The sequence below is a fragment of the Streptomyces sp. NPDC048461 genome (assembly GCF_055587105.1).
In genome coordinates, this window is the sequence record NZ_JBVJGW010000005.1 from 204234 (window position 1) to 230144 (window position 25911).

Below are 25911 nucleotides of genomic sequence, written 5' to 3' on the forward strand. Positions count from 1 at the left end.
GCTCCTAGCGCTTCTTGTTCGTCTTGCGGCGGCGGACGATGTACTTGCTCGAAGCCTTCTTCGGCGAGCGAGTACGACCCTCCTTCTGACCCCACGGGGAGACCGGGTGGCGACCACCACTGGTCTTGCCCTCACCACCACCGTGCGGGTGGTCGACCGGGTTCATCGCGACACCGCGGACGGACGGGCGAACGCCCTTCCAGCGCATGCGGCCGGCCTTGCCCCAGTTGATGTTCGACTGCTCGGCGTTGCCGACCTCGCCGACCGTGGCGCGGCAGCGGGCGTCGACGAGACGGATCTCGCCGGACGGCATGCGGAGGTGGGCCATGACGCCCTCCTTCGCGAGCAGCTGCACGGACGCACCGGCGGAGCGGGCGAACTTCGCACCGCCACCGGGACGCAGCTCGATGGCGTGGATGGTCGTACCGACCGGGATGTTGCGCAGCGCCAGGTTGTTGCCCGGCTTGATGTCGGCCGTCGGGCCGTTCTCAATCCGGTCACCCTGCTGCAGGCCGCGCGGCGCGATGATGTAGCGCTTCTCGCCGTCGGCGTAGTGCAGCAGCGCGATGCGCGCAGTGCGGTTGGGGTCGTACTCGATGTGCGCGACCTTTGCCGGCACGCCGTCCTTGTCGTGACGACGGAAGTCGATCACGCGGTAGGCGCGCTTGTGGCCGCCACCCTGGTGTCGAACCGTGATCCGACCGGTGTTGTTACGGCCGCCCTTGCTGTGCAGGGGGCGGACCAGCGACTTCTCCGGCGTGGACCGCGTGATCTCGACAAAGTCGGCGACGCTGGAGCCACGACGGCCCGGGGTCGTCGGCTTGTACTTGCGGATACCCATTTCTCAGTCCTCGTCCGATTCCGGACGACTCAGGACTCCGTTAGGAGCCCTGGCCGCCGAAGATGTCGATTCGGTCGCCCTCAGCGAGGGTCACGATGGCGCGCTTGGTGTCAGCGCGCTTGCCGAAACCGGTCTTGGTGCGCTTGCGCTTACCCTGACGGTTGATCGTGTTGACCCCGGTGACCTTGACCCCGAAGACCGCCTCGACGGCCTGCTTGATCTGGGTCTTGTTGGAGCCGGGCGCGACGATGAACGTGTACTTGTTCTCGTCCAGCAGCGCGTAGCTCTTCTCCGAGACAACCGGCTTGATCAGCAGGTCGCGCGGGTCAGTGAAGGTCTTGCTGGTAACGGTCGCCTCAGACATCAGGCGTCGCTCCCTTCGGTCTCATCGGCCTTGGGGCCAGACACGAAGGACTCGAAAGCGGCCTGAGTGAAGACCACGTCGTCAGAGACGATCACGTCGTACGTGTTCAGCTGGCCCGGCTCCAGGATGTGAACCTGGGGCAGGTTGCGGGCGGACAGCCACGCGGCCTCGTCGGCGCGCTCGACGACCAGGAGCAGGTTCTTGCGCTCCGAGATCTTGCCGAACAGCGTCTTGGCGGCCTTCGTGGAAGCGGAACCCTCGACCACGCCGGTGACGACGTGGATGCGGGAGTGACGCGCACGGTCCGAGAGGGCACCGCGGAGGGCGGCGGCCTTCATCTTCTTCGGGGTCCGCTGGGAGTAGTCACGCGGCTGCGGGCCGTGGACGACGCCACCGCCGACGAACTGCGGGGCTCGGGTCGAACCCTGACGCGCGCGGCCGGTGCCCTTCTGGCGGTACGGCTTGCGGCCACCACCACGGACTTCGCCACGACGCTTGGTCTTGTGCGTGCCCTGACGGGCAGCTGCCAGCTGGGCGACAACGACCTGGTGGATCAGCGGAACGCTGGTCTTCGCGTCGAAGATCTCCGAGGGGAGCTCGACGGTACCGGCCTTGTCGCCTGCCGGCGAAAGGATGTCAATGGTGCTCATTACCTCAAGCCCCCTTGGCCGCGGTACGGACCAGGACGAGGCCGCCGTTCGGACCGGGGACCGCGCCCTTGATGAGGAGCAGACCCTTCTCCGCGTCAACCGCGTGGATGGTCAGGTTCTGGGTGGTGACGCGCTCGTTGCCCATACGACCGGCCATGCGCATGCCCTTGAAGACACGCCCAGGGGTGGCGCAGCCACCGATCGAACCGGGGGAGCGGTGCTTGCGCTGGACACCGTGACCGGCGCCGAGGCCCTTGAAGTTGTGACGCTTCATGACACCGGCGAAGCCCTTGCCCTTGCTGTTGCCCGTGACGTCAACCTTGACGCCCGACTCGAACACAGCAGCGGTGATCTCCTGGCCGAGCGTGTACTCGCTGGCGTCGGAGGTGCGGAGCTCCACCAGGTGGCGGCGGGGGGTCACGTCGGCCTTGGCGAAGTGGCCCTTGAGGGGCTTGTTCACCTTGCGCGGGTCGATCTCGCCGAAGGCGATCTGGACCGACTCGTAGCCGTCGATGTCGTTCTTACGGACCTGGGTAACGACGCAGGGTCCGGCCTTGACCACGGTGACCGGGACGACACGGTTGTTCTCGTCCCAGACCTGGGTCATGCCGAGCTTCTCGCCCAGGACGCCCTTGATCTGCTTTGCCATCTTCTCGACGCCTCTCAGAGCTTGATCTCGATGTCAACGCCGGCCGGAAGGTCCAGGCGCATCAGCGAGTCAACGGTCTTGGGGGTCGGGTCGAGGATGTCGATCAGGCGCTTGTGCGTGCGCATCTCGAAGTGCTCGCGCGAGTCCTTGTACTTGTGCGGCGACTTGATGACGCAGTACACGTTCTTCTCAGTGGGCAGCGGCACCGGGCCCGCGACCGACGCACCAGTGCGCGTCACCGTCTCGACGATCTTCTTCGCCGAGGAATCGATGACCTCGTGGTCGTAGGCCTTGAGCCGGATGCGGATCTTCTGTCCCGCCATGGCTACTCCGTAGTCCTGTCTCTATGTGGAAACGCTCTGGCACTCGATCGGCTGCGGGATGGTTCCCGCGGCTCCTCCTCCGACCCACGCGGTCGGGCGTGTCGCACACCCTCTACAGAAAATTCCCATACGGAAATTCCCTCTCCAAGGGGGTGCGGTCCCTGAGACCGCGGTGCGGGGGAGAAACACCCACCGAGCGCCTGGTGTGCACCGTGCTGACACTTCCCAGAAGATTCCCGTACGTCCGTCCTCATTGCTGCCCCGAGAGGCAGATTAAGGACGACGAGTACTGTGGGACTCGCTTCCGGTCCTCCCGGCGGGAGGCGCGCAGCATCGGCACTCAGCCGAGCAACTTGAGTAGTCTGCCATACGAGGCACGTACTGCGCCAATCGGGCCGAAGAGAATACCCCGCCACGCTGCGTGGTCAAACGGCCCGCGCCCGGGCGCCCGCCTCCGGCCCGCCGGACAGCGGAAAGGCCCCGCACCGGCAGGTGCGGGGCCTTTTCCTTCGGGCGTTCCGGTCACTCGGTGGAACGGCCGGTGTGCGCGCCCTACTCCCAGGGAGCCTTCCACGGCGCCTTGCGGCCGCAGACCGTGAGCCACTCCTCCGCCGAGATGCCGGCGCAGAAGAGGCCGCCCTCGTCCTTCTGCTGCTTCCACAGCTTGACCCGGGGCTCCGCACAGTTCTTGACCGGCGAGAAGCGCGGGCACTGGCCGTTCGGCTTCTTGATCTCGTGCGCGCGCCAGGCGTCGATGCCCATGGTGTTGGTCGACTCGGGCGTCGGCATGTAGCGGTTGACGGACCAGGACGCGCCCATCGTGCCGAACAGTGCGATCGCGCACACCATGCCGGCCGAGAGCTGCTGCATCCCGCGGCGCGGAAGGAACCGCTGCGCCGGATCCGCGCCCGCGGGGCGCAGGGTCCGCTCGGCCCAGCCCGAACCCCGCTGGACGACGGCCATCATGCCCAGCACGCACAGGATCATCAGGCAGTACATGATGATCCACGTGGTCCGCGGGAAGAGCTGGACGGCCTTCTCCTGCGCCATGTTGGAGGCGAACCAGAAGCGGGCCAGCCAGGCGCCGGCGAGCGTCGCCGCCGCGGTGCGCACCATGATGTGCCGCATGCCGAGGCCGACCCCGAGGCCCACGCCGAAGAGCAGCAGCAGCGCGAACCCGGTCTGCCCCGCCATCTCGCCGGAGATCGGCCAGTCCTGGTAGGTCAGCTTGCCGGACCGGTCGGAGGACCAGCCCATGACGTAGGCCGGGTCCACGTACACCGACAGGTAGGCGTAGCGGTCCGGCGTCTGGGCGCCGAGCCGGGCCATCTGGTAGAGCAGCGGGGCGCCGATCACGCCGGCCGTGACCAGGACGGCTCCGACGTACGCGCCGGCCCGCTTGACCACGGCCCCGCCCGCCCGCCAGGGGAAGAGGAAGAGGAACAGCAGGCCCACGCCGGGGGCGGCCCACACGTACCAGCCGGAGTACCAGAGGAACAGGACGCCGAAGACCACGCCCATGCCCGCGCCGCGCAGCAGGACCGACGGGACGGACCGCGTGCCCGCCTTGCGCAGCTCCAGCAGGCAGTAGCCGAGCAGCGGCAGCAGCACGATCATGACGACGTGGCTGTACGGGCGGATCGGGTCGAGGAACAGCACGGAGGCCGGGACGGCGATCAGCAGCGCCCAGAAGGGGCGCAGCAGCAGCCGCCAGGACAGGTAGGCCATCGGCCCGACCAGGGCGCTGAAGAAGATCTGGAAGTCGTGGAGGGCGAAGCCGCTCCCGCCGAGGCCGCCGTAGCGGAGCTTGGCCCAGACGGCCATCAGGCCCGGGAAGCCGGGCGGGTAGATGCCCGACATGCTCTCGCCCGCGAGGAAGGAGTTGGCCATCTCGACCAGGACGCTCGGGTCGCCCTCCTGACCGCCCAGCGGCCAGGGGGTCCCGTTCAGCGCGACGACGACGCCGCCGGCCACCACGCCGGTGGACAGGCCGGCCAGGGCCGCGCAGACCAGGCGCTTGACCAGCTGGTGGCGGGCGAGGCGCCCGCGGTACGCGGTGTAGAGGAGCAGGGCGAGCAGCGGCAGGCCGATCAGGGCCGCGTACTCCTGCATCTTGGCGAGGCCGCTGACCTGGCCGACGCGGTTGAGCGGGTTGACGCCGATGCGCGAGCACAGCAGCGTGTAGCCGAGCGCCGCCACGACGCTGACCAGGGCTTCGGCGAGGATCAGCACCCAGCGCTTGGCCATCCACGCGCGGACGCGCGAGGAGGACGGGGAGGGGGCGGACCCGCCCTTCGCCGTCCCGGTCCGGGCGGGCGCGGAGTCGGCCGCTCCGACCGCCTCGGGGGCCAGATTCGTCATCTCAGTCCATTTCCGTCGCGATGTGAACCGCGGGTGGGGCCCGGGGCGTCTGTCTGCTGTTCGGTGTCCGCGCAGACGTGCGGGGCGTCCTCGCGTGGACCGCGCAGGATGCGGTGCGATCCGGTGCGGTGCACGGGATGCGGTGCGATGCGGCGCGGTGGCGGTACACAGGCAGGTGTGACCGTGGTGCGGCCGTGATGCGCCGGAGCGCGCGCGGCCGGGGCACGGCGGCGCGGCATGCGCGTACGTCCCCCCGACGTCACCGTACCAAGGGGGCGCTGGGCTCTGCGGCGCCGCCCGCCCCGTCCCGGGCATCGTGGCCGCGCAGTGGGGGCCGGTATGGTGAACGGAACATGATAGTGACCGCTCCCTCGACGGCCCAGGCCGCGGAACAGAGGGCCCCGCGCCGCCCGAGCGGCGGCCTCCGACGTACGTTCGCCCTCACCCTGGCCGAGGGAGCCGTGGCCCTCACCGCCGCCGGACTCCTGCTGTGGCTGTGCCTGCGGATCCGGATCAACCCGATGGACCGCATCGGGCAGGTCAGCGGACTGGCCGGGATCCAGCTGCGGCTGATGGTCATGACGGCCCTGACGCTGCTGCTGTACCTGCTGGTCTCCCGGTGGAAGCCGGGCGCCGCCACCCGCTTCGGCGCGGCCGCGGTGGCCGGTCTGGCGACCGGCGTGATCGCGGCGGGCAACGTGGTCGCGCTGCGCGGCACGTCCTGGCCGATCTACGCGAACTGGGGCGACGTCGGCAACCTCCAGCAGTGGGCGTTCGACGTCATCGACGGCGTCGGCCTCCCCGCGATGTACCCGCCGGGTTTCCCGCACCTGCTGGCCTGGACCTCGGAGCTGTTCTTCGCCGGCGACATGGCGAAGGCCACGAAGTGGGTGATGATCGGCTTCCTCGCCCTGACCGGTCCGGCCGTCTACATGGCCTGGCGGATGCTGCTGCCCCCGCTGTGGGCGCTCGGCATCGGGGTCACCGCGACGCTGCCGGTGCTCGACCCGTACAAGCCGTACTCCGCGCTCGTCCTCGCCGTGGTGATCCCGGTCTTCGCGAAGACGTGCGACGTGGTGATGCACTCCACCGAGCTGGGCAGGAGGCGGTCCGCGGCGACGGGGGCCGGTCTCGGCCTGCTGCTGGCCGCGATGTTCCTGCTGTACTCGGGCTGGTTCCTCTGGTCCTCGGTCGGCGTGGTCGTGCTGTTCGCGATGGTGCTCGTGGGCCTCGCCCGGTCCGGCGGAATGCGCGGGCTGCTGGACGGGCTGGTGCCGCTGGCGTCCGCCCTGGTCGTCTTCCTCGCGCTGGCCGGCACGTACCTCGTGCGGCTGCTCGGCTCCGGCAGCACGACGAAGGACGCGTACTTCTACTTCGACACCTGGGTCGACCCCGCCTACTTCACCATGTGGGCCTCCGGGACCCCGGGCCCGCTGCGCAGCCTCGGCTGGCCGCCGCCCGGCGAGCTCGCCGGCGTCGGGCTGTTCACGCTGGTCCTGGTGGCCGGCCTGGGCCTGGCCCTCGCGCTCGGCCTGCGCCGGCCCATGGTGCTGACCCTGGCCGCGTGCACGGCGAGCGCCTTCCTGCTGCGCTACTGGTACGCCGCCCACATGGAGCGCGACCAGGCCGTCCAGCTCTACCCGCGGACCAGCCACCAGCTGATGTACTGCCTGATCGCCCTGTCCGGGCTGGCGTTGTACTACGCCGGCAAGCGGGTCCGGGTCTGGCTGCGCCTGCACGAGGCGGCGCTGCCGGGCGGCGCGCGGCGGTCCGCCGCCTCGCGGCGTCCGCGGGCGGTCGTCGTCGGCGCGCTCTGTTCGCTGGGGCTGCTCTTCGGCCTGGCGGGCTCGGCGACGGTCAACGCGTACATGCCGCAGGACCCGGGGCAGAACTCCTCCGGGCAGTTCGCCTGGTTCTCCCACAACATCCGCCAGCCGAACGGCGAGTGCCCGCGCTTCGCGGTCAACGGCGAGTGCGCGCCGTACGTTCCGCCGCTGCGCGGCCCCTCCCGGCCGCCCGCGGTGCAGAAGCCCTTCGAACGGCTGACCCCGCCGCCGGCCCTGTCGGTCACCCCGAAGTGACCGCCGTCCGGACATGAGAAACGGCCTGCCTCCGGTCCCGGGACCGGAGGCAGGCCGTTGTCGTCCGTGCGCGCGGGCGCGTGCTCCGCGCGGTCGCTCAGCTCTTGCCCGAGGTGAAGGCGTGCCGGGCCAGGGCGCGTACGCCTTCGCTGTGCCGGCGGCGCAGGGCCCCGGGCAGCATGGTCAGCGCGTGCAGGCGGGAGGCGCTGTGGAAGCGCGCCGCCCGGGCCGCCCGGGGCCAGCCGCGGGCGTCCATCCGCTCGGCCACCGCGTGGAAGTAGCGGGCGGCCTCGGTGAAGCGGGTGCCGGAGAACGCCTGGACCGACGACTCGCTGACGGCGTGCCGGCGGTACTGGAAGACGGTGGCCGAGTTGTCGACGACCATGCCCTCGCCGGCCTCCAGCAGGTCGACGACGAGCGCCAGGTCCTGGATCACCGAGTAGTCGTCGCGGAAGTTCACCTTGCGCAGCGCCTCGCCGCGCCAGGCGATCGACGGGAAGTAGAGCCAGTTGCCGCGCAGCACGCTGGCGGCCAGCTCCTCGCCGGCCATCAGCCGGCTGCCCTTGACCTGCGGCTGGTAGAGCCGCTTCTTGGTGTTGTCGGCCAGGCCCTGGGTGACGCGGCCGTCGCCGTCGATGACCTCGACGCCGGGCTGGACCATGCCGATGCCCGGGGTGGCCTCGGCGAGGCCGCGCACCGTCTTCAGGTAGTCGGGGTGCAGCAGGTCGTCGCAGCCCATGATGACGACGTAGTCGGCCTCGGAGAGCTCGACGCACTTCTGGAAGTTCTTGGTGATGCCGAGGTTGTGCGCGTTGCGGGTGTAGTGCACCCGGTCGTCGCCGAGTCCCTCGAACCAGCCGGGCACCTCCGGCTCGCGGCCGTCGTCGATGACGACGAGCCGGAACTCCCGGTCCGTCTGGGCCAGGACGCTGCGGACGGCGTCCTGCATCAGCCGCACGTCCCCGTAGTAGGGGAGCATGAAGTCGAACGTCACCATGGAGCGTCAGGCCTTCACGGAGTCGGAGGTGGAGGCGGACCCGGCGTCGGATCCCGTTCCGGATCCGGCTTCGGAGCCGTCGCCCGGCTGGGCCGGGAGCGGAGCCGGTTCGGCGGCCTGGAGGACTCCGGGGGCCGGCGGCGCGACGACGTCCTGGCCGAGGCGCGCGTCGTTGTGCCGGACGCCCTCGCTGATGGCCACGGTCCGGGCCAGGTCCGTGATCTTCTTCTCCAGGGAGCGGAAGCGCAGGAAGGTGTTGAGGGTGAGGAACCCCATCGCCATGACCATCACGTACAGCACCAGGTCGGTGCCACGGCCGACGCCGAGCTGCTGGGCGAGCCAGGTGACGTCCGTCGGACGCAGCACCGCGTACACGTTGACGACGACGAACACCGAGAACGCGATGCGCTTCCAGGCACGGTTCTTCGCCTGGCTCCACGTCCGTATGAACATCAGTGCCATGGACACGGAGCCCAGGATCAGCAGCAGCTGGATCCAGAAGTACTTCATCGACGTCCACGCTCCCGCAACGAAATGTCAAAGATGATGTTGACGCCGTTGATCAGGGACTGACCCTTGGCGCGCGAATAGTCGGTGTAGAGGATGTCGACCGGCACCTCGGTGACGCGCAGTCCGGACCCGGCCAGGAAGCCGACGATCTCGGACGCGTGGGCCATGCCGTTCATCGTGATGCTGAGCTGCGCCGCGGCCGCGCGGCCCAGGACGCGCAGGCCGTTGTGCGCGTCGGTGAGCTTCAGCTTGCGGGCGGTCGGGCTCACGGCGGCCGCCGTGCGCAGCACGACCTGCTTGATCCACGGCACCTGGCCGTTCTGCTCGATGAAGCGGGAGCCGAGGACGACGTCCGCCTCGTCGGCGCGCAGGACGCCGACCATCGTCTCGACGTCCTTGGTCTGGTGCTGGCCGTCGGCGTCGAAGGTGGCGAAGTACCGGGCGCCGGGCTGCGCGAGGGCGTACGTGAGACCGGTCTGCAGGGCCGCGCCCTGACCGAGGTTGACCGGGTGGCGGACCAAGTGGGCGCCGGTGGAGGCGATGTGCTCCGCCGAGTCGTCCGTGCTTCCGTCATCGACGACGACGATGTTGGGGAACGTCTTGCGGGCCCCCTCGACCACGTCGGCGATCACCTGGCCCTCGTTATAGGCCGGTATGACCAGCCAGACATCGTCGTATCGGGACACGGTAGCTCCAACGGGATGTGGCACATGCGAGTGCTCGGTGATCAAGGTGGCGTCAGGGGCCGGCATGGTCATTTTCCGGCCGCACCAGCACCCAGCCGGCTGGCGGCGCCCGTGTGCCCAGGCCCTTCCGCGGCGGCGGAAGCCGCTCCCGGGAAGTTCAGCCTCAGCGCGGCAAGCATACCGAGCACGGTGGCGACGGAGCCGAGCGCGTACGCGACGATCACGCGCATCGCCACGTCCCCGGGTACGAAGGTGACGGCCAGCAGGACCGCGGTCCCGCCTGCCCAGCACAGCAGTTGCAGATTGTGCCGCTTGAACACCATCAGCGCCTGGCCGAGGACCATCGCAAACATGTACGCGACGGTGCCGGCGGACATCAGGAAGAACTCGAAGCAGCCGAGCCGCGGCTTGGCGTCGAACAGGACCTCGATGAGCCACGGGCCGAGCACGGTCGCGGGCACCCCGCCGACCAGCCCGAGCAGTCCCACGACCTTGCCGATCCGGCCGAGCATCGCCCAGAAGGCGGCCCGGTCGCCGGCGGTGAAGGCGGCACTGAGCCCGCTCAGCAGGGAGGCCTGGAGCGAGCCGAAGACGAAGAGCGGTACGCGGGCCAGGACCAGCGCGTTCAGCAGCGCGCCGATCAGCACGCTGTCGGTGGGCGCCAGCAGCTTGGTGCTCATCACGGCCGCGTTGACGACCACCTGGGACAGCAGGGTCGCGCAGACCAGCAGGCCGAGCCCCGCGCACAGCTCCCGCCAGGCGATCTGCTCGCCGGGACCCGTGGCGCGCAGCAGCGCGGGCAGGGTGACCAGCGTCGCGACGACGGGGGCGAGCGCCAGCACGAGGCTGAAGGCGAGCGCCGAGTGCAGGCCGAGGAGCGCGCAGCCGAAGGCGAGCCCGATGCGCAGGCCGCCGTCGACGGCGAGTTGGGTGCCGTACGCCGGGAAGCGGCCGAGGCCGGCCAGCAGCCCGCGGGTGAGGTAGCAGACGGCCATGCCGGTGAAGGCTCCGCCGAGGGCCGCCACCAGGGAACGGTCGCCGCCGAACAGCAGATCCGCGAGGGGGTCCGCGGCGACGCCGAGCACGAGCAGGGTGGCGCCGAGCACCGCCGCGGTCAGCCAGGCGGCGCGGCGCAGGACGGGGCCCGCGCCCTGGCCCTGCACCACGCGGGCCGAGACGATGCGGGTGAGCTCCTGCTCGATGGGGAAGAACAGGCCGATGCCGACCGACATCACGATCGTCCACAGCACCGAGACGTTCGCCATGGCGTCCTCGGACAGGCTGTGCCCGGCCACGCCGAGGTGGACGTACGAGGCGGCGCCGAGCACGACGGTGCCGCCGGCCACCGCCACGGTGCCCGGCGGCAGCGCCGCGGTCAGCTTGTGGAGCAGGGCCTTCATCCCGAACTGCCGTCCCGGGCCGGGCCTGCCAGTGCGGTGAAGACGGGGGTGCGCAGCGCGTCGGCCAGCTGCTCGCGCCAGTCGGCGAGCGGCGCCAGGCCGGCCTCGGCCCAGCGGTCGTGCGCGAGCACGCTGAACGCCGGGCGGGCGGCGGGGCGTACGAAGGCCTCGGAGGTGGTCGGCCGGATGCGCTCGGGGTCGAGACCGCTCAGCCGGTACGCCTCACGGGCCAGCCCGCACCAGGTGGTGCGGCCGCTCGCGGTGCCGTGGTAGACGCCCGCCGGGGCGCGGCCGTCGAGCGCGGCCGTGCCGAGCTCGACGAGGCGCGCGGCCAGCGCGCGGGACCAGGTGGGCTGGCCGTGCTGGTCGTCGACGACGTCGAGGGTGTCCCGCTGGGCGGCCAGCTTCAGCATGGTGGCGACGAAGTTCGGGCCGTGTTCCCCGTACAGCCAGGCCGTACGGACCACGTAGCCGTCCTGCGGCAGGAGTTCGGCGACGGCCTGCTCGCCGATCAGCTTGCCGCGCCCGTAGGCGTTGACGGGGCCGGTCGGGGCGGACTCCGGGTAGGGCAGCGACGCGTCCCCGGGCAGGACGTAGTCGGTGGAGACCTGGATCAGGCGCGCGCCCGCCGCGGCGCAGGCCCCGGCGAGGACGCGGACACCGGCGCCGTTGACGGCGGTGGCGGTCTCCTCGGCCGTCTCGGCACCGTCCACGTCGGTCCAGGCGGCGCAGTTGACGACCACGGCGGCGCCCTCGACGGCGGCCCGGACGGCCGCCGGGTCGGTGACGTCCAGGTCGGCGCGGCCCAGGCCGACGGCGTCGGCGCCGGCGTCCTCGAGCGCGGCCAGGACGTCCTGGCCGAGCATCCCGGCGGCGCCGGTCACGAGCCAGCGGGGGGCTGCGGAGTTCGAGGTCACTTCTGCAGCGCCGCCTTCGCCTTCAGCGGCTCCCACCAGGCGCGGTTCTCGCGGTACCAGTCGATGGTGGCCTTGATGCCGTCCTCGAAGGTGACCTGCGGGGCGTAGCCGAGCTCGTCGCCGATCTTGCTGATGTCGATCGAGTAGCGCAGGTCGTGGCCCTTGCGGTCCTCGACCGGCTCCACCATGTCCCAGCCGAGGCCGGCGGCCTCCAGCAGGACGCCGGTGAGCTCCTTGTTGGTGAGCTCGGTGCCGCCGCCGATGTTGTACACCTCGCCGGCGCGGCCCTTGCGCATCGCCAGGTCGATGCCGCGGCAGTGGTCGGAGACGTGCAGCCAGTCGCGGACGTTGCCGCCGTTGCCGTACAGCGGGACCTTGCGGCCGTCCATCAGGTTCGAGACGAACAGCGGGATGACCTTCTCCGGGAACTGGTAGTGCCCGTAGTTGTTGGAGCAGCGCGTGACCACCACGTCCATGCCGTGGGTGCGGTGGTACGCCAGCGCCAGCAGGTCGGAGGAGGCCTTCGAGGCGGAGTACGGAGAGTTCGGCACCAGCGGCCACTCCTCGGTCCAGGAGCCCTCGCTGATCGAGCCGTAGACCTCGTCGGTGGAGATGTGGACGAAGCGGCCGACGCCGTGCTTGCGGGCGGCGTCCAGCAGGACCTGGGTGCCCACCACGTTCGTCAGCACGAAGGGACCCGCACCCGCGATGGAGCGGTCCACGTGGGACTCGGCGGCGAAGTGCACGACGACGTCGTGACCGGGCATCACCTGGTCGACGGCCTCGGGGTCGCAGATGTCACCCTTGACGAACGTGTATCCGGGGTGGTCCGCTACGGGCGCCAGGTTGGCTTCGACGCCCGAGTAGGTCAGCTTGTCGAAGACCGTGATCCGCGCGGACGCATCTGCGCCGAGCTGCTGCCGGACGAACTCTGAACCGATGAAGCCGGCGCCGCCGGTCACAAGGATGCGCATAATACGAAGAGTCTAGCCGTCTGCCGAACGTCACAGGCACGTGGCTCCGCTGCCGCACGCGCTCTCGCATAGGGTTCTCCCCATGCGTGGAATCCTTTTGGCCGGTGGCACCGGATCGCGACTCTGGCCGCTGACCCGGGCAGTCTCGAAGCAGCTGCTGCCCGTCTTCGACAAGCCGATGATCTACTACCCGCTCTCCACCCTGGTGATGGCGGGCATCAGCGAGATCCTGATCATCACCACCCCGGAGGACCGCACCCAGTTCGAGCGGCTGCTCGGCGACGGTTCCCAGTTCGGCCTGCGGCTGGAGTACGCCGTCCAGGAGCGCCCGGAGGGGATCGCCCAGGCCTTCGTCCTCGGCGCGGACTTCATCGGCGACGACTCGGTCGCGCTGATCCTCGGCGACAACATCTTCCACGGCAGCGGCCTCGGCACCCGGCTCGCCCAGCACACCGGGTCCAAGGGCGGCCGGGTGTTCGCGTACCCCGTGGCCGACCCGACCGCGTACGGCGTGGTCGAGTTCGACGACAAGGGCCAGGCCATCTCCATCGAGGAGAAGCCGGTCAAGCCCAAGTCCCGCTACGCGGTGCCGGGTCTGTACTTCTACGACAACCGCGTCGTCGAGATAGCCCGCGGGCTGAAGCCCAGCGCGCGCGGCGAACTGGAGATCACCGCGGTCAACGACGCGTACCTCCAGGCCGGTGAGCTGAACGTCACGATCCTCGACCGCGGTACCGCCTGGCTCGACACCGGCACCTTCGTGTCGATGGTGCAGGCCTCGGAGTTCGTGCGCGTGATCGAGGAACGCCAGGGCTTCAAGATCGGCTGCATCGAGGAGGCGGCCTGGCGGGCCGGCCTGATCGACTCCGCGCAGCTGCGCGCGCTCGCCGAACCGCTGACGAAGAGCGGCTACGGCGACTACCTGCTGACCCTGCTCGACGAGGAGGCCGCACGATGAAGTTCCGCGAGCTCTCCATCGAGGGCGCCTTCGAGATCACCCCGCAGCTGCACGGCGACCCGCGCGGCCTGTTCACCGAGTGGTACCGCTTCGACAAGCTGTCCGCGGTGGTCGGCCACCCGCTGAACCTGGCGCAGGCCAACCTCTCGGTCTCCTCCCGCGGCGTGGTCCGCGGCATCCACTTCGCCGACGTCCCGCCCGGCCAGGCCAAGTACGTGACCTGCGTGCGCGGCGCCGTGCTCGACGTCATCGTCGACCTGCGGGTCGGCTCCCCCACGTTCGGTCAGTGGGAGGGCGTCCGGCTGGACGACGTCGACCGCCGCGCGGTCTACATCTCCGAGGGCCTGGGCCACGGGTTCTGCGCGCTCAGCGACGACGCCACGCTCTCGTACCTCTGCTCGGAGCCGTACAACCCGACCGGCGAGCACGCGGTGCACCCCCTGGACCCCGACCTGGGGATCGAGTGGCCGGCCGAGGTCCCGCAGCTGTCCGCCCGCGACGAGGCCGCCCCCTCGCTGGCCGACGCCCTCGCGACCGGGCTGCTGCCGGACTACGCGGCCTGCAAGGAGTTCACCGAGTCGCTCCGGGTGCACTGACCCCGGTACCGACCCGCCCGCACCGCCCGTACGCACGCCGAGGAGGGCCGCACCCCGCGCAGGGGGTGCGGCCCTCCTTTCGCCGTACCCGGAAGGGCCGTCCCCCGGCAACGCCGAAGGGCCCCGCCCCACCGCCGAAGCGGTGGGCCGGGGCCCTTCAGTGCGACTCGGTGCCCGGTGAACGGGCTACCAGGTCAGAGCACGGACTAGGCCGTGATCTTGGTGACCTGGCCGGCGCCCACGGTACGACCACCCTCACGGATGGCGAACTTCAGGCCCTCCTCCATGGCGACCGGCTGGATCAGCGCGACCGTCATCTCGGTGTTGTCGCCCGGCATGACCATCTCCGTGCCGGCCGGCAGGGTGACGACACCCGTGACGTCCGTGGTACGGAAGTAGAACTGCGGACGGTAGTTGTTGAAGAAGGGGGTGTGACGGCCACCCTCGTCCTTCGACAGGATGTAGGCCTGAGCCTCGAACTCCTTGTGCGGGGTGACCGAGCCCGGCTTGATGATGACCTGGCCGCGCTCGACGTCCTCGCGCTTGATGCCGCGGAGGAGCAGACCGACGTTCTCGCCCGCCTGGCCCTCGTCGAGGAGCTTGCGGAACATCTCGATGCCGGTGACCGTGGTGGTGGTCTTCTCTTCCTTGATGCCGATGATGTCGACGGTCTCGTTGACCTTCAGGACACCACGCTCGATGCGGCCGGTGACGACCGTACCGCGACCGGTGATCGTGAAGACGTCCTCGACGGGCATGAGGAACGGCTTCTCGGTGTCACGCGGCGGGGTCGGGATGGCCTCGTCGACGGCAGCCATGAGGCCGAGAAGCTTCTCGCCCCACTCCTTGTCGCCCTCGAGGGCCTTCAGCGCGGAGACGCGGACGACCGGCAGGTCGTCGCCCGGGAAGTCGTACTCGGAGAGCAGCTCGCGGACCTCGAGCTCGACGAGCTCCAGGATCTCCTCGTCGTCCACCATGTCGGCCTTGTTCAGGGCGACGACGATGTAGGGGACGCCGACCTGGCGGGCCAGGAGCACGTGCTCCTTGGTCTGCGGCATCGGGCCGTCGGTGGCGGCGACCACGAGGATGGCACCGTCCATCTGCGCGGCACCGGTGATCATGTTCTTGATGTAGTCGGCGTGACCCGGGCAGTCGACGTGGGCGTAGTGACGCGCCTCGGTCTGGTACTCGACGTGCGCGATCGAGATGGTGATACCGCGCTGGCGCTCCTCGGGAGCCTTGTCGATCTGGTCGAAGGCCGAGGCCTCGTTCAGGTCCGGGTACGCGTCGTGCAGCACCTTGGTAATGGCGGCCGTAAGGGTCGTCTTACCGTGGTCAATGTGACCGATGGTGCCGATGTTGACGTGCGGCTTAGTCCGCTCGAACTTCGCCTTCGCCACGGGGTCCTCCTGGAGAGTGGTTCTGTACGCCTTGCTCATCGGCGCCAGGTGATCTTTGCTGGATAGCCGGTTCCCCCGGGGCAACGGGAGGTGACTCCTGTTGCCCCAGAGGCTCCGGTGACAAGCCTAAAGCGTGTACTCGGAAGAGTTACTCGCCCTTGGCCTTCGCGATGATCTCCTCAGCGACGTTCCGGGGAACCTCGGCGTAGGAGTCGAACTGCATCGAGTAGCTGGCGCGACCCGAGGTCTTGCTGCGGAGGTCTCCGACGTAGCCGAACATCTCCGAAAGCGGCACGAGGCCCTTCACGAGACGCGCGCCGTGACGCTCCTCCATGGCCTGGATCTGGCCACGGCGGGAGTTGATGTCACCGATGACATCGCCCATGGACTCTTCGGGCGTGGTGACCTCAACGGACATCATCGGCTCGAGGAGCACGGGGGACGCCTTGCGCGCGGCCTCCTTGAAGGCCTGCGAACCGGCGATCTTGAAGGCGAGCTCCGAGGAGTCGACCTCGTGGTAGCCACCGTCGAGAAGAATGACGCGGACGCCGGTCATCTCGTAGCCGGCCAGGATGCCGAACTGCATGGCTTCCTGCGCACCGGCGTCGACCGAGGGGATGTACTCCCTCGGGATGCGGCCACCGGTGACCTTGTTCACGAACTCGTACGCCGGACCGTCGGCCTCGAGGATGGGCTCGATCGCGATCTGCACCTTGGCGAACTGACCGGTACCACCGGTCTGCTTCTTGTGGGTGTAGTCGTGACGCTCGACGGTCTTGCGGATCGTCTCGCGGTACGCGACCTGCGGCTTGCCGACGTTGGCCTCGACCTTGAACTCGCGCTTCATACGGTCGACCAGCACCTCGAGGTGCAGCTCGCCCATACCGCCGAGGATGGTCTGGCCGGTCTCCTCGTCCGAGTGAACGTGGAAGGAGGGGTCCTCCTCCGCGAGACTCTGGATGGCGACACCCAGCTTCTCCTGGTCACCCTTGGACTTGGGCTCGATGGCGACCTGGATGACCGGAGCCGGGAAGTCCATGGACTCCAGGATCACGGGTGCCTTGTCGTCACACAGCGTCTCACCGGTGGTGGTCTGCTTCAGGCCCATGACGGCGACGATGTCGCCGGCGCCCACCGCCGCGATCTCCTCACGCTTGTTCGCGTGCATGCGGTAGATCTTGCCGATGCGCTCCTTCTTGCCCTTGACGGAGTTCAGCACCGCAGTGCCGGCCTCCAGGCGGCCCGAGTAAACCCGGACGAAGGTGAGCTTGCCGAGGTGCGGGTCGCGCATGATCTTGAACGCCAGCGCCGCGAGCGGCTCGTCGTCCGAAGGCTTGCGCTTCACGACCACCTCGGCGTCGCGGACGTCGTGGCCCTCGATGGCCTCGATGTCCAGCGGCGACGGGAGGTAACGGATGACGGCGTCGAGCAGGGGCTGAACGCCCTTGTTCTTGAACGCCGTGCCACAGAACACCGCGGTGATCGTGGCGCCGTTGCCCTTGCCCGAACCGATGATGATGCGGCGGACGGCGGCGTGCAGCTGCTCGACGGAGGGCTCGGTGCCCTCCAGGAACAGCTCCATGAGCTCGTCGTCGTTCTCGGACACCTGCTCGATGAGCTTGGCGCGCCATTCCTCGGCGGCCTCGGTGTGCGTGGCCGGGATGTCGACGATGTCGTACATCTCGCCCTTGGTCGCCTCGGCGGACCAGACGAACGCCTTCATGGTGACCAGGTCGACAACGCCCTGGAAGTCCATCTCGGCACCGATGGGGAGCTGCATGACGATCGGGACCGCGCCGAGGCGCGACTCGATCATCTCGACGCAGCGGTGGAACTCGGCGCCGGTGCGGTCCAGCTTGTTGACGAAGCAGATGCGCGGAACGCCGTAGCGGTCTGCCTGACGCCAGACCGTCTCGGACTGCGGCTCCACACCGGCGACACCGTCGAACACGGTGACGGCGCCGTCGAGGACGCGGAGCGAACGCTCCACCTCGACGGTGAAGTCGACGTGACCCGGGGTGTCGATGATGTTGATGGTGTGGTCGACCTCGTCAAGAGGCCAGTGGCAGGTCGTCGCGGCAGACGTGATGGTGATACCACGCTCCTGCTCCTGCTCCATCCAGTCCATCGTGGCGGCGCCGTCGTGGACCTCACCGATCTTGTACGACACACCGGTGTAGAACAGGATGCGCTCGGTGGTGGTCGTCTTGCCCGCGTCGATGTGGGCCATGATCCCGATGTTGCGGACCTTGGCCAGGTCAAGCGAAGTGGTAGCCATAAGGCTTCGGTCTTCTCTCGGTCTCGATGTGGGGTGGGACTACCAGCGGTAGTGCGCGAAGGCCTTGTTGGACTCGGCCATCTTGTGCGTGTCCTCACGCTTCTTGACGGCCGCACCGAGGCCGTTCGAGGCGTCGAGGAGCTCGTTCATGAGGCGCTCGGTCATGGTCTTCTCGCGACGGGCGCGGGAGTAGCCCACGATCCAGCGCAGCGAGAGGGTCGCCGCGCGACCGGGCTTGACCTCGATCGGCACCTGGTAGGTGGCGCCACCGACACGGCGGGACTTGACCTCGAGGGACGGCTTGACGTTCTCCAGCGCGCGCTTCAGCGTGATGACCGGGTCAGCACCGGTCTTCTCGCGGAGGCCTTCCATGGCGCCGTAGACGATGCGCTCGGCGGTGGAGCGCTTGCCGTTCAGGAGGATCTTGTTGATGAGCGACGTCACCAGAGGAGATGCGTAGACCGGGTCGATGATGACCGGGCGCTTCGGGGCGGGGCCCTTACGAGGCATTCTTACTTCTCCTTCTTGGCGCCGTAGCGGCTGCGGGCCTGCTTGCGGTTCTTGACAGCCTGGGTGTCAAGCGCACCGCGGATGATCTTGTAACGAACACCCGGCAGGTCCTTCACACGGCCACCACGCACGAGCACGATCGAGTGCTCCTGCAGGTTGTGTCCCTCACCCGGAATGTAGGCCGTGACCTCGATGCCGGAGGTCAGACGCACACGCGCGACCTTACGGAGCGCCGAGTTCGGCTTCTTCGGGGTGGTCGTGAACACTCGCGTGCAGACGCCGCGACGCTGGGGCGAAGCCTCAAGCGCGGGGGTCTTTGTCTTCTCGACCTTGTCCTGCCGGCCCTTCCGGACCAGCTGCTGGATCGTAGGCACTACTTCTCCGGTTTCTGTGTGCCGTGTAGTGAAGCTAACCTGGAACATTTGCCGACCCACGCGGTCGGGTGTGTCGGATCCGGCGGACCTCCGTGCGGACACGGAAACGCTTGGATCGCGGCGGCCGATGCGGCTCACGTGCGGTTGATGGACACGCACGGGAGCCTAGGCACACCCCAGGCACAAGGTCAGAGCGTACCTACCTCACAGAGGTAGGTCAAAACAAATGCCCAGCACGAAAACACACCGGGCGCAAGCGGGAGCGCCCGTCCCGTCCCGACCGGGTGCGGTGGATCATCCCCGTGCCGGGCGGCGGCCCTCCCCGCCTGCGGCGACGCCGGCGGGGCCCCGCTCCCGGCTCGGGGACGGCCGCGGCCCGCCCCCGCCGGCCCGCCGGACCCGTACCCGACCGGTCCGCCCGGACCCCGCGGCACAGACCGGCACGGACCGGCACGGACCCTCACGGACCCGGCGACACCCCTAGGCTGCGCATCGCCCCCGCGCAGTGCGCGAGCGTCGACCGAGCAGGGAGCAGGACCTTGGGGACCGCCACACAGGAGCCGACCAGCGTCGAAGACGCCCGCTTCCGGCCCGGCCCGGCCCCCCGGTCCCCGTCCCGCACCCGCCGTCCGTACGGTCCGCTGCTCGCCTTCCTCATCACCTCGGGGGCGGTCTGCGCCGCCTGGGCGGCCCGCGGCACCCACCCTTTCGGGGGAACCGGCCGGGCCGTGAACGACCAGGCGAACCAGTACGTCCCCTTCCACCGGGCGCTGTGGGACCTGGCCCACGGACAGGCCGCCGGCGACGTGCTCTTCACCTGGCGCGGCGGCTTCGGGCAGCAGTTCCTGTCCGACTACCACACCTACCTCGGCAACCCGTTCTCGTGGCTCGCCGTCCTCGTCCCCCGCGACCACGTCGACCTCGCCGTCTTCGCGCTCACCCCGCTGACCACGGGCACCGCCGCCGCGCTGATGGCCGTCTACCTCGGCAGGCTGCATCCGGGCCCGTGGTGGCAGCGCGGCGTCCTCGGCGCCTGCTACGGCCTGTGCGGCTGGGCCCTCAGCGACGCCTCGTACATCCCCATGTGGCTGTGGGGCCTGGTCGCGCTCCCGCTGCTCGGCATCGCCGTGGAGTGGTGCCTGGAGGGCCGCCGCCGGCCGGCCGCGGCCCTGCTCGTCGCCCTCGCCTGGTACGGCAACTTCTACACCGCGATGATGGCCACGACGGCCGCCTGCGTCCTGCTCGCCGTCCGCCTGGCCACCCTCGACCTGACCGCCGCGCAGCGGCTGCGCGCCGTGGGGCGGGCCGCGGCAGCCGCCGTCACCGGGATCCTGCTCACCCTCCCGCTGCTCCTGCCGTCGTTCCTGTCCAGCGGAGCGGCGCAGCCCACGCGGGCCGCCGCCTTCGACCCGGTCGGGCTCGACGTCTTCCTCACCGGCCTGCTCCCGGCCACCCACCTGTGGGGCGGGAGCCCGCGGCTGTACGTCGCCTCGCTCGGCCTGGTCCTCGCCGGCTCCTTCGTCCTGAACACCGCGATCCCGGGCCGGACCCGCCTGGTGTGGGCGGCGGCGGTGGTCCTGGTGGCCGCCTCCTTCCAGTTCCCGCCGACCCAGTACGCGTGGCACGGGCTGGCGGTGCCGAACGGCAACCCGTACCGCGAGACCTTCGTCTTCAGCGGCATGGTGGTCGTGCTCGCCTGGCTGGCGCTGGCACACCGCCCGCGCCCGCTCCACCTGGCCCTCTCCGCCGCCCTGCTCGCGGGGGCCGCGTTCGTGCTCCGCCACACCCCCGACTTCGGCGGCCGGACCTGGGCCGCCGTCCTCGGCGGCGGCGCCCTCTCCCTGCTGGCCCTGGTCCTGCTGCGGCTCGGCGAGAAGCGCCGGTTCCTGGTGCCCGCGGCCGCCGTGCTGATGGTCGGCGTCGTGTTCGCCGAGTCCACGCTCGCCGCGGCGGGCGCCGACGCCCGCCGCGCCCGCGAGCGCTGGGCCAAGCCGGCCGCCACCGCGGGCCGGTCGATCGACCGGCACTTCGAGGCCGTCCGGGACGTGGAGGGCTGGCCGGCCCACCGCACCGACTCCGGCGCGCCGCAGACCTCGTACAACGACGCGCTCGCCCTGCGCGCCGAAGGGCCGCAGTACTACAGCAGCTACCTGCCCGCGGCCACCTTCCGGGCCCTCGAACCCCTCGGCTACGGCTACAAGAACGACGGCCGCACCTTCTTCGGCGCCGACAACCCCGTGCTCGACGCGATCTTCTCGATCGGCGCCCGCGTCCGCCCCGGCGACACCCCCGGCACCTGGACCGCCCGGACCGTCCCGGCCCCTCCCCTGGTCACCGTGCGGCCGGCCCGCTACGCCTCGCCCCACCCCGCCGACAGCGTCTACGCCCACCAGGAGGACGTCCTCGGCGCCACGGTGTACGAGGTCCCCCGGGCCGCCCGCGGCGGCAGCGCCGCCGTGCAGACGTACGCCGCCCGCTGCACCCCCGGCTCCGAGGCCTACTGGTACTCCCCCGCCCTGTACGGAACCCTCACCGCCGGCGGCGCGCGGACGCCGCTGAAGTACCGCGCGACGGGCGTCGTCCCGCTCGGCCCGGTGCCCGCGTCGGGCCGGGTCGACGCCACCGTGCGCACCGGCACCCGGGGGGCCACCGCGGGCCTCCACCCCGTCGGCTGCCTGGACCGCCGGGCGCTCGACGGGGCCGTGGCCGCCCTGACCGCCACCGGCGCCACCCGGGTCGAGGCGGCCGGCCACACCCTGGAGGCCGCCCTCCCCCGGGGCGCCCGGCGCACGGCCGTCATCGCCACCACGGCCGTACCCGGCTGGCGCTGCTCGGCCCCCCTGAAGCCCTTCCACGGCCTGCTCGCGGTGGACCTCCCCGCGGGCGCGGCCGGGGTCTCCTGCACCTTCACCCCGCGCGGCCTCCTCCCCGGCCTGGCCGGCGCGGCCCTCGCCGCCCTCACCCTGGCCGCAACCACCCTCACGACCCGCCGCCGCCGCGTCTGAGCCCTGGCGCCGAACCGGCCGCGCTCCCCCGGGCACGAAGAAGCCCCCCGCACTCCTCACGGAGTGCGGGGGGCTTTCCTCACGCGTTACGCGCTCGCGGACTGTCAGCCGTTGTACGGGCCGTAGTCGTAGTCCTCCAGCGGGACGGCCTGGCCGGAGCCGGTGCCGAAGGGCGAGTAGTCGATGTCGTCGTAGCCGACGGCCGAGTACATCGCGGCCTTGGCCTCCTCGGTGGGCTCCACCCGGATGTTGCGGTAGCGGGCGAGGCCCGTACCGGCCGGGATGAGCTTACCGATGATGACGTTCTCCTTGAGGCCGATCAGGGAGTCGGACTTGGCGTTGATCGCCGCGTCCGTCAGAACCCTGGTCGTCTCCTGGAAGGACGCCGCCGACAGCCACGACTCGGTCGCGAGCGAGGCCTTGGTGATACCCATCAGCTGCGGACGACCGGAGGCGGGGTGACCGCCCTCGGTGACCACACGACGGTTCTCGGTCTCGAACTTCGACCGCTCGACCAGCTCGCCCGGCAGGAGCTCCGCGTCGCCGGACTCGATGATCGTCACGCGGCGCAGCATCTGCCGGATGATGATCTCGATGTGCTTGTCGTGGATCGACACGCCCTGCGAGTTGTAGACCTTCTGGACTTCGCCGACCAGGTGGACCTGGACGGCACGCTGACCGAGGATGCGCAGCACGTCGTGCGGGTTGGTGGCACCCGCGGTGAGCTTCTGGCCCACCTCGACGTGGTCGCCCTCGTGCACGACGACCTTGGCGCGCTTGGAGATCGGGAACGCCGTCTCCTCGCTGCCGTCGTCGGGCGTGATGACGATCTTCTTCGTCTTCTCGGTCTCCTCGATCCGCACGCGGCCGGCGGCCTCGGAGATCGGGGCGACACCCTTCGGGGTACGGGCCTCGAAGAGCTCGACGACACGCGGCAGACCCTGCGTGATGTCGTCACCGGCCACACCACCGGTGTGGAAGGTACGCATCGTCAGCTGGGTACCGGGCTCACCGATGGACTGGGCGGCGATGATGCCGACCGCCTCACCGATGTCGACCAGCTTGCCGGTGGCGAGCGAGCGTCCGTAGCAGAAGGCACAGGTGCCGACCGCGGACTCACAGGTCAGGACCGACCGGGTCTTGACCTCCTCGACGCCGTTGGCGACCAGGGCGTCGATGAGCACGTCACCGAGGTCGACGTTGGCCGGCGCGATGACCTTGCCGTCGATGACGACGTCCTCGGCCAGCATGCGGGCGTAGATCGAGGTCTCGACGTCGTCGGCCTTGCGCAGCACGCCGTCCTCGCCGCGAACGGCGATCTTCAGCTTCAGGCCGCGCTCGGTGCCGCAGTCCTCCTCGCGGATGATCACGTCCTGCGAGACGTCCACCAGACGACGGGTCAGGTAACCCGAGTCGGCGGTACGCAGGGCGGTATCCGCCAGACCCTTACGGGCACCGTGCGTGGAGATGAAGTACTCCAGAACGGTGAGGCCCTCACGGAAGGACGCCTTGATCGGACGCGGGATGGTCTCGTTCTTCGCGTTCGACACCAGACCACGCATACCGGCGATCTGTCGCATCTGCATCATGTTTCCTCGGGCACCCGAGTCAACCATCATGAAGATGGGGTTCGTCTTGGGGAAGTTCGCGTTCATCGCCTCGGCAACCTCGTTGGTCGCCTTGGTCCAGATCGCGATGAGCTCCTGCGTGCGCTCGTCCTTGGTGATCAGACCGCGCTCGTACTGCTTCTGGACCTTCTCGTCCAGGTCCTCGTAGCCCTTGACGATGGCCTTCTTGGCCTCGGGCACGACGACGTCGGAGATGGCCACGGTGACGCCCGAACGGGTCGCCCAGTGGAAGCCGGCCGCCTTCAGGTTGTCGAGCGTCGCCGCCACGATGACCTTGGGGTAGCGCTCCGCCAGGTCGTTGACGATCTCGGAGAGCTGCTTCTTGCCCACCGAGTAGTCGACGAACGGGTAGTCCTCGGGCAGCAGCTCGTTGAAGAGCGCGCGGCCCAGGGTGGTGCGCAGCCGGAAGCTGTCGCCCGGCTGGAACTCCTGCTCGCCCTCTTCGGCGACCGGGTGCGCCCAGCCCCGCGGCGGGATGGTGCCCACCGGGAAGCGGATGTCCACGGCCGACTGGAGCGCCAGCTCGCCGTTGTCGAACGCCATGGTCGCCTCGGCGGTCGAGCCGAACGCACGGCCCTCGCCCTTGACGTCACGGAGCTCGCCGTCGGTGGTCAGGAAGAACAGACCGAGGACCATGTCCTGGGTCGGCATCGTGACCGGACGGCCGTCGGCCGGCTTCAGGATGTTGTTCGAGGACAGCATCAGGATGCGGGCCTCGGCCTGCGCCTCCGCGGAGAGCGGGAGGTGCACGGCCATCTGGTCACCGTCGAAGTCCGCGTTGAACGCAGTGCAGACGAGCGGGTGGATCTGGATGGCCTTGCCTTCGACCAGCTGGGGCTCGAAGGCCTGGATGCCGAGGCGGTGCAGCGTGGGCGCACGGTTCAGGAGGACCGGGTGCTCGGCGATGACCTCTTCGAGCACGTCGTAGACGACCGTGCGGCCGCGCTCGACCATGCGCTTCGCCGACTTGATGTTCTGCGCGTGGTTCAGGTCCACCAGGCGCTTCATCACGAACGGCTTGAAGAGCTCCAGCGCCATGGCCTTGGGCAGGCCGCACTGGTGCAGCTTCAGCTGCGGGCCGACGACGATCACGGAACGCGCGGAGTAGTCCACGCGCTTGCCGAGGAGGTTCTGGCGGAATCGACCCTGCTTGCCCTTGAGCATGTCGCTCAGGGACTTCAGGGGACGGTTGCCGGGACCGGTCACCGGGCGACCACGACGACCGTTGTCGAAGAGGGCGTCCACGGCCTCCTGGAGCATGCGCTTCTCGTTGTTCACGATGATCTCGGGGGCACCGAGGTCGAGAAGGCGCTTCAGGCGGTTGTTGCGGTTGATCACGCGGCGGTACAGGTCGTTCAGGTCGGAGGTCGCGAAGCGGCCACCGTCCAGCTGCACCATCGGACGCAGGTCCGGCGGGATCACCGGCACGCAGTCCAGAACCATGCCCTTGGGCTTGTTGCTGGTCTGCAGGAACGCGGAGACGACCTTGAGGCGCTTGAGCGCACGGGTCTTCTTCTGGCCCTTGCCGGTACGGATGATCTCGCGGAGGCGCTCGGCCTCTTCCTCGAGGTCGAAGGACTCCAGGCGCTTCTGCAGCGCGGCGGCGCCCATGCAGCCGTCGAAGTACGTGCCGAAGCGGTCACGCAGCTCGCGGTACAGGAGCTCGTCGCCCTCCAGGTCCTGGACCTTGAGGTTCTTGAAGCGGGCCCACACCTCGTCGAGGCGGTCGATCTCGCGCTGGGCGCGGTCACGGAGCTGCTTCATCTCGCGCTCGGCGCCTTCGCGCACCTTGCGGCGCACGTCGGCCTTCGCGCCCTCGGCCTCGAGCTCGGCCAGGTCGGTCTCGAGCTTCTTGGCACGGCCTTCGAGGTCCGCGTCGCGGCGGTTCTCGATCTGCTGGCGCTCGACGGAGACGTGGGCCTCCAGCGACGGGAGGTCGCGGGTGCGGCGCTCGTCGTCCACGAACGTGATCATGTACGCGGCGAAGTAGATGACCTTCTCGAGGTCCTTCGGCGCGAGGTCCAGCAGGTAGCCCAGGCGCGACGGGACGCCCTTGAAGTACCAGATGTGGGTGACGGGAGCGGCGAGCTCGATGTGGCCCATCCGCTCGCGGCGCACCTTGGCGCGCGTGACTTCGACGCCACAGCGCTCACAGATGATGCCCTTGAAGCGGACACGCTTGTACTTGCCGCAGTAGCACTCCCAGTCCCGGGTCGGGCCGAAGATCTTCTCGCAGAAGAGTCCGTCCTTCTCGGGCTTGAGCGTGCGGTAGTTGATGGTCTCCGGCTTCTTGACCTCGCCGTGGGACCAGGTTCGGATGTCGTCCGCGGTGGCAAGGCCGATCCGCAGCTCGTCGAAGAAGTTGACGTCGAGCACTGTGCGTCAATCCCTCTTTCGGGGTCGAGTCTC

Annotated in this window: 21 protein-coding genes; 4 read left to right on the top strand and 17 right to left on the bottom strand. The window is 69.7% G+C overall.

Translation table 11 applies throughout. The annotated features are described in order from the left end of the window. Positions 1 to 4 precede the first annotated feature (4 nt). The 6 genes from rplB to ACZ6S8_RS11495 form a co-directional block, all read right to left on the bottom strand. Entirely contained in the window at positions 5 to 841 is an 837-nt protein-coding gene (gene rplB / locus ACZ6S8_RS11470) for a 50S ribosomal protein L2 (protein ID WP_030388860.1), read from the bottom strand. Between the two features lie 40 nt (positions 842 to 881). Further along, complete coding sequence (gene rplW / locus ACZ6S8_RS11475) at positions 882 to 1205, bottom strand: 50S ribosomal protein L23 (protein ID WP_383917702.1); 324 nt, start codon at positions 1203 to 1205, stop codon at positions 882 to 884. After that, positions 1205 to 1855, bottom strand: a complete 651-nt coding sequence (gene rplD / locus ACZ6S8_RS11480) for a 50S ribosomal protein L4 (RefSeq protein ID WP_267724792.1) — start codon at positions 1853 to 1855, stop codon at positions 1205 to 1207. The genes rplW and rplD overlap by 1 nt, the downstream gene beginning before the upstream one ends. A gap of 4 nt (positions 1856 to 1859) precedes the next feature. Then, on the bottom strand, positions 1860 to 2504 hold the full coding sequence (gene rplC / locus ACZ6S8_RS11485; protein ID WP_215015311.1) for a 50S ribosomal protein L3: 645 nt from the start codon (positions 2502 to 2504) through the stop codon (positions 1860 to 1862). 14 nt (positions 2505 to 2518) lie between these two features. Continuing rightward, positions 2519 to 2827 carry a 30S ribosomal protein S10 gene (gene rpsJ, locus ACZ6S8_RS11490; RefSeq protein WP_003948644.1) on the bottom strand — a complete coding sequence of 103 codons (309 nt, stop codon included), beginning with the start codon at positions 2825 to 2827 and terminating at the stop codon, positions 2519 to 2521. A 552-nt stretch (positions 2828 to 3379) separates the two neighbouring features. After that, a complete protein-coding gene (locus tag ACZ6S8_RS11495; RefSeq protein WP_469454612.1) occupies positions 3380 to 5188 on the bottom strand; it encodes a hypothetical protein in 1809 nt (602 codons plus the stop codon). A 353-nt stretch (positions 5189 to 5541) separates the two neighbouring features. On the opposite strand from ACZ6S8_RS11495, the gene ACZ6S8_RS11500 reads away from it, so the two are divergent. Further along, positions 5542 to 7269, top strand: coding sequence for a hypothetical protein (locus ACZ6S8_RS11500; protein WP_469454614.1), 1728 nt, complete (start codon positions 5542 to 5544; stop codon positions 7267 to 7269). A 97-nt stretch (positions 7270 to 7366) separates the two neighbouring features. Here the strand turns inward: ACZ6S8_RS11500 and ACZ6S8_RS11505 are convergent, their stop codons facing one another. From ACZ6S8_RS11505 to rfbB, 6 genes are all read right to left on the bottom strand, one after another. After that, on the bottom strand, positions 7367 to 8266 hold the full coding sequence (locus ACZ6S8_RS11505; protein ID WP_469454616.1) for a glycosyltransferase family 2 protein: 900 nt from the start codon (positions 8264 to 8266) through the stop codon (positions 7367 to 7369). Positions 8267 to 8272: 6 nt separating this feature from the next. Next, positions 8273 to 8776 (bottom strand): DUF2304 family protein, encoded by a 504-nt coding sequence (locus tag ACZ6S8_RS11510; protein WP_469454618.1) that lies wholly within the window; start codon positions 8774 to 8776, stop codon positions 8273 to 8275. Then, positions 8773 to 9462 carry a glycosyltransferase family 2 protein gene (locus ACZ6S8_RS11515; RefSeq protein ID WP_351278179.1) on the bottom strand — a complete coding sequence of 230 codons (690 nt, stop codon included), beginning with the start codon at positions 9460 to 9462 and terminating at the stop codon, positions 8773 to 8775. The genes ACZ6S8_RS11510 and ACZ6S8_RS11515 overlap by 4 nt, the downstream gene beginning before the upstream one ends. Before the next feature lie 68 nt (positions 9463 to 9530). Continuing rightward, on the bottom strand, positions 9531 to 10862 hold the full coding sequence (locus tag ACZ6S8_RS11520; protein ID WP_469454620.1) for a lipopolysaccharide biosynthesis protein: 1332 nt from the start codon (positions 10860 to 10862) through the stop codon (positions 9531 to 9533). Continuing rightward, positions 10859 to 11779 (bottom strand): dTDP-4-dehydrorhamnose reductase, encoded by a 921-nt coding sequence (gene rfbD, locus ACZ6S8_RS11525; RefSeq protein ID WP_469454622.1) that lies wholly within the window; start codon positions 11777 to 11779, stop codon positions 10859 to 10861. Before rfbD ends, ACZ6S8_RS11520 begins: the two co-directional genes overlap by 4 nt. Then, positions 11776 to 12753, bottom strand: a complete 978-nt coding sequence (rfbB, locus tag ACZ6S8_RS11530) for a dTDP-glucose 4,6-dehydratase (RefSeq protein ID WP_469454624.1) — start codon at positions 12751 to 12753, stop codon at positions 11776 to 11778. Before rfbB ends, rfbD begins: the two co-directional genes overlap by 4 nt. 82 nt (positions 12754 to 12835) lie before the next feature. On the opposite strand from rfbB, the gene rfbA reads away from it, so the two are divergent. Next, positions 12836 to 13711 (top strand): glucose-1-phosphate thymidylyltransferase RfbA, encoded by an 876-nt coding sequence (gene rfbA / locus ACZ6S8_RS11535; RefSeq protein ID WP_469454625.1) that lies wholly within the window; start codon positions 12836 to 12838, stop codon positions 13709 to 13711. Continuing rightward, the gene (gene rfbC / locus ACZ6S8_RS11540) at positions 13708 to 14307 is read left to right on the top strand and encodes a dTDP-4-dehydrorhamnose 3,5-epimerase (protein ID WP_469454627.1); all 600 of its coding nucleotides are present in this window, start codon (positions 13708 to 13710) and stop codon (positions 14305 to 14307) included. Before rfbA ends, rfbC begins: the two co-directional genes overlap by 4 nt. A gap of 206 nt (positions 14308 to 14513) precedes the next feature. Here rfbC and tuf read toward each other — a convergent pair whose 3' ends face one another. The 4 genes from tuf to rpsL form a co-directional block, all read right to left on the bottom strand. Continuing rightward, positions 14514 to 15707, bottom strand: coding sequence for an elongation factor Tu (gene tuf, locus ACZ6S8_RS11545; protein WP_257554813.1), 1194 nt, complete (start codon positions 15705 to 15707; stop codon positions 14514 to 14516). A gap of 148 nt (positions 15708 to 15855) precedes the next feature. Then, positions 15856 to 17985: an elongation factor G gene (gene fusA, locus ACZ6S8_RS11550; protein ID WP_383802546.1), complete on the bottom strand. Its 2130-nt coding sequence runs from the start codon at positions 17983 to 17985 to the stop codon at positions 15856 to 15858. 39 nt (positions 17986 to 18024) lie between these two features. After that, on the bottom strand, positions 18025 to 18495 hold the full coding sequence (gene rpsG, locus ACZ6S8_RS11555) for a 30S ribosomal protein S7 (protein WP_330298073.1): 471 nt from the start codon (positions 18493 to 18495) through the stop codon (positions 18025 to 18027). Positions 18496 to 18497: 2 nt separating this feature from the next. Beyond that, positions 18498 to 18869 carry a 30S ribosomal protein S12 gene (gene rpsL, locus ACZ6S8_RS11560; RefSeq protein WP_007265893.1) on the bottom strand — a complete coding sequence of 124 codons (372 nt, stop codon included), beginning with the start codon at positions 18867 to 18869 and terminating at the stop codon, positions 18498 to 18500. Positions 18870 to 19408: 539 nt separating this feature from the next. Here rpsL and ACZ6S8_RS11565 point away from each other — a divergent pair. After that, entirely contained in the window at positions 19409 to 21874 is a 2466-nt protein-coding gene (locus ACZ6S8_RS11565; RefSeq protein ID WP_469454630.1) for a YfhO family protein, read from the top strand. Positions 21875 to 21978: 104 nt separating this feature from the next. Here the strand turns inward: ACZ6S8_RS11565 and ACZ6S8_RS11570 are convergent, their stop codons facing one another. Further along, entirely contained in the window at positions 21979 to 25878 is a 3900-nt protein-coding gene (locus ACZ6S8_RS11570) for a DNA-directed RNA polymerase subunit beta' (RefSeq protein WP_386530386.1), read from the bottom strand. Between the last annotated feature and the right edge of the window lie 33 nt (positions 25879 to 25911).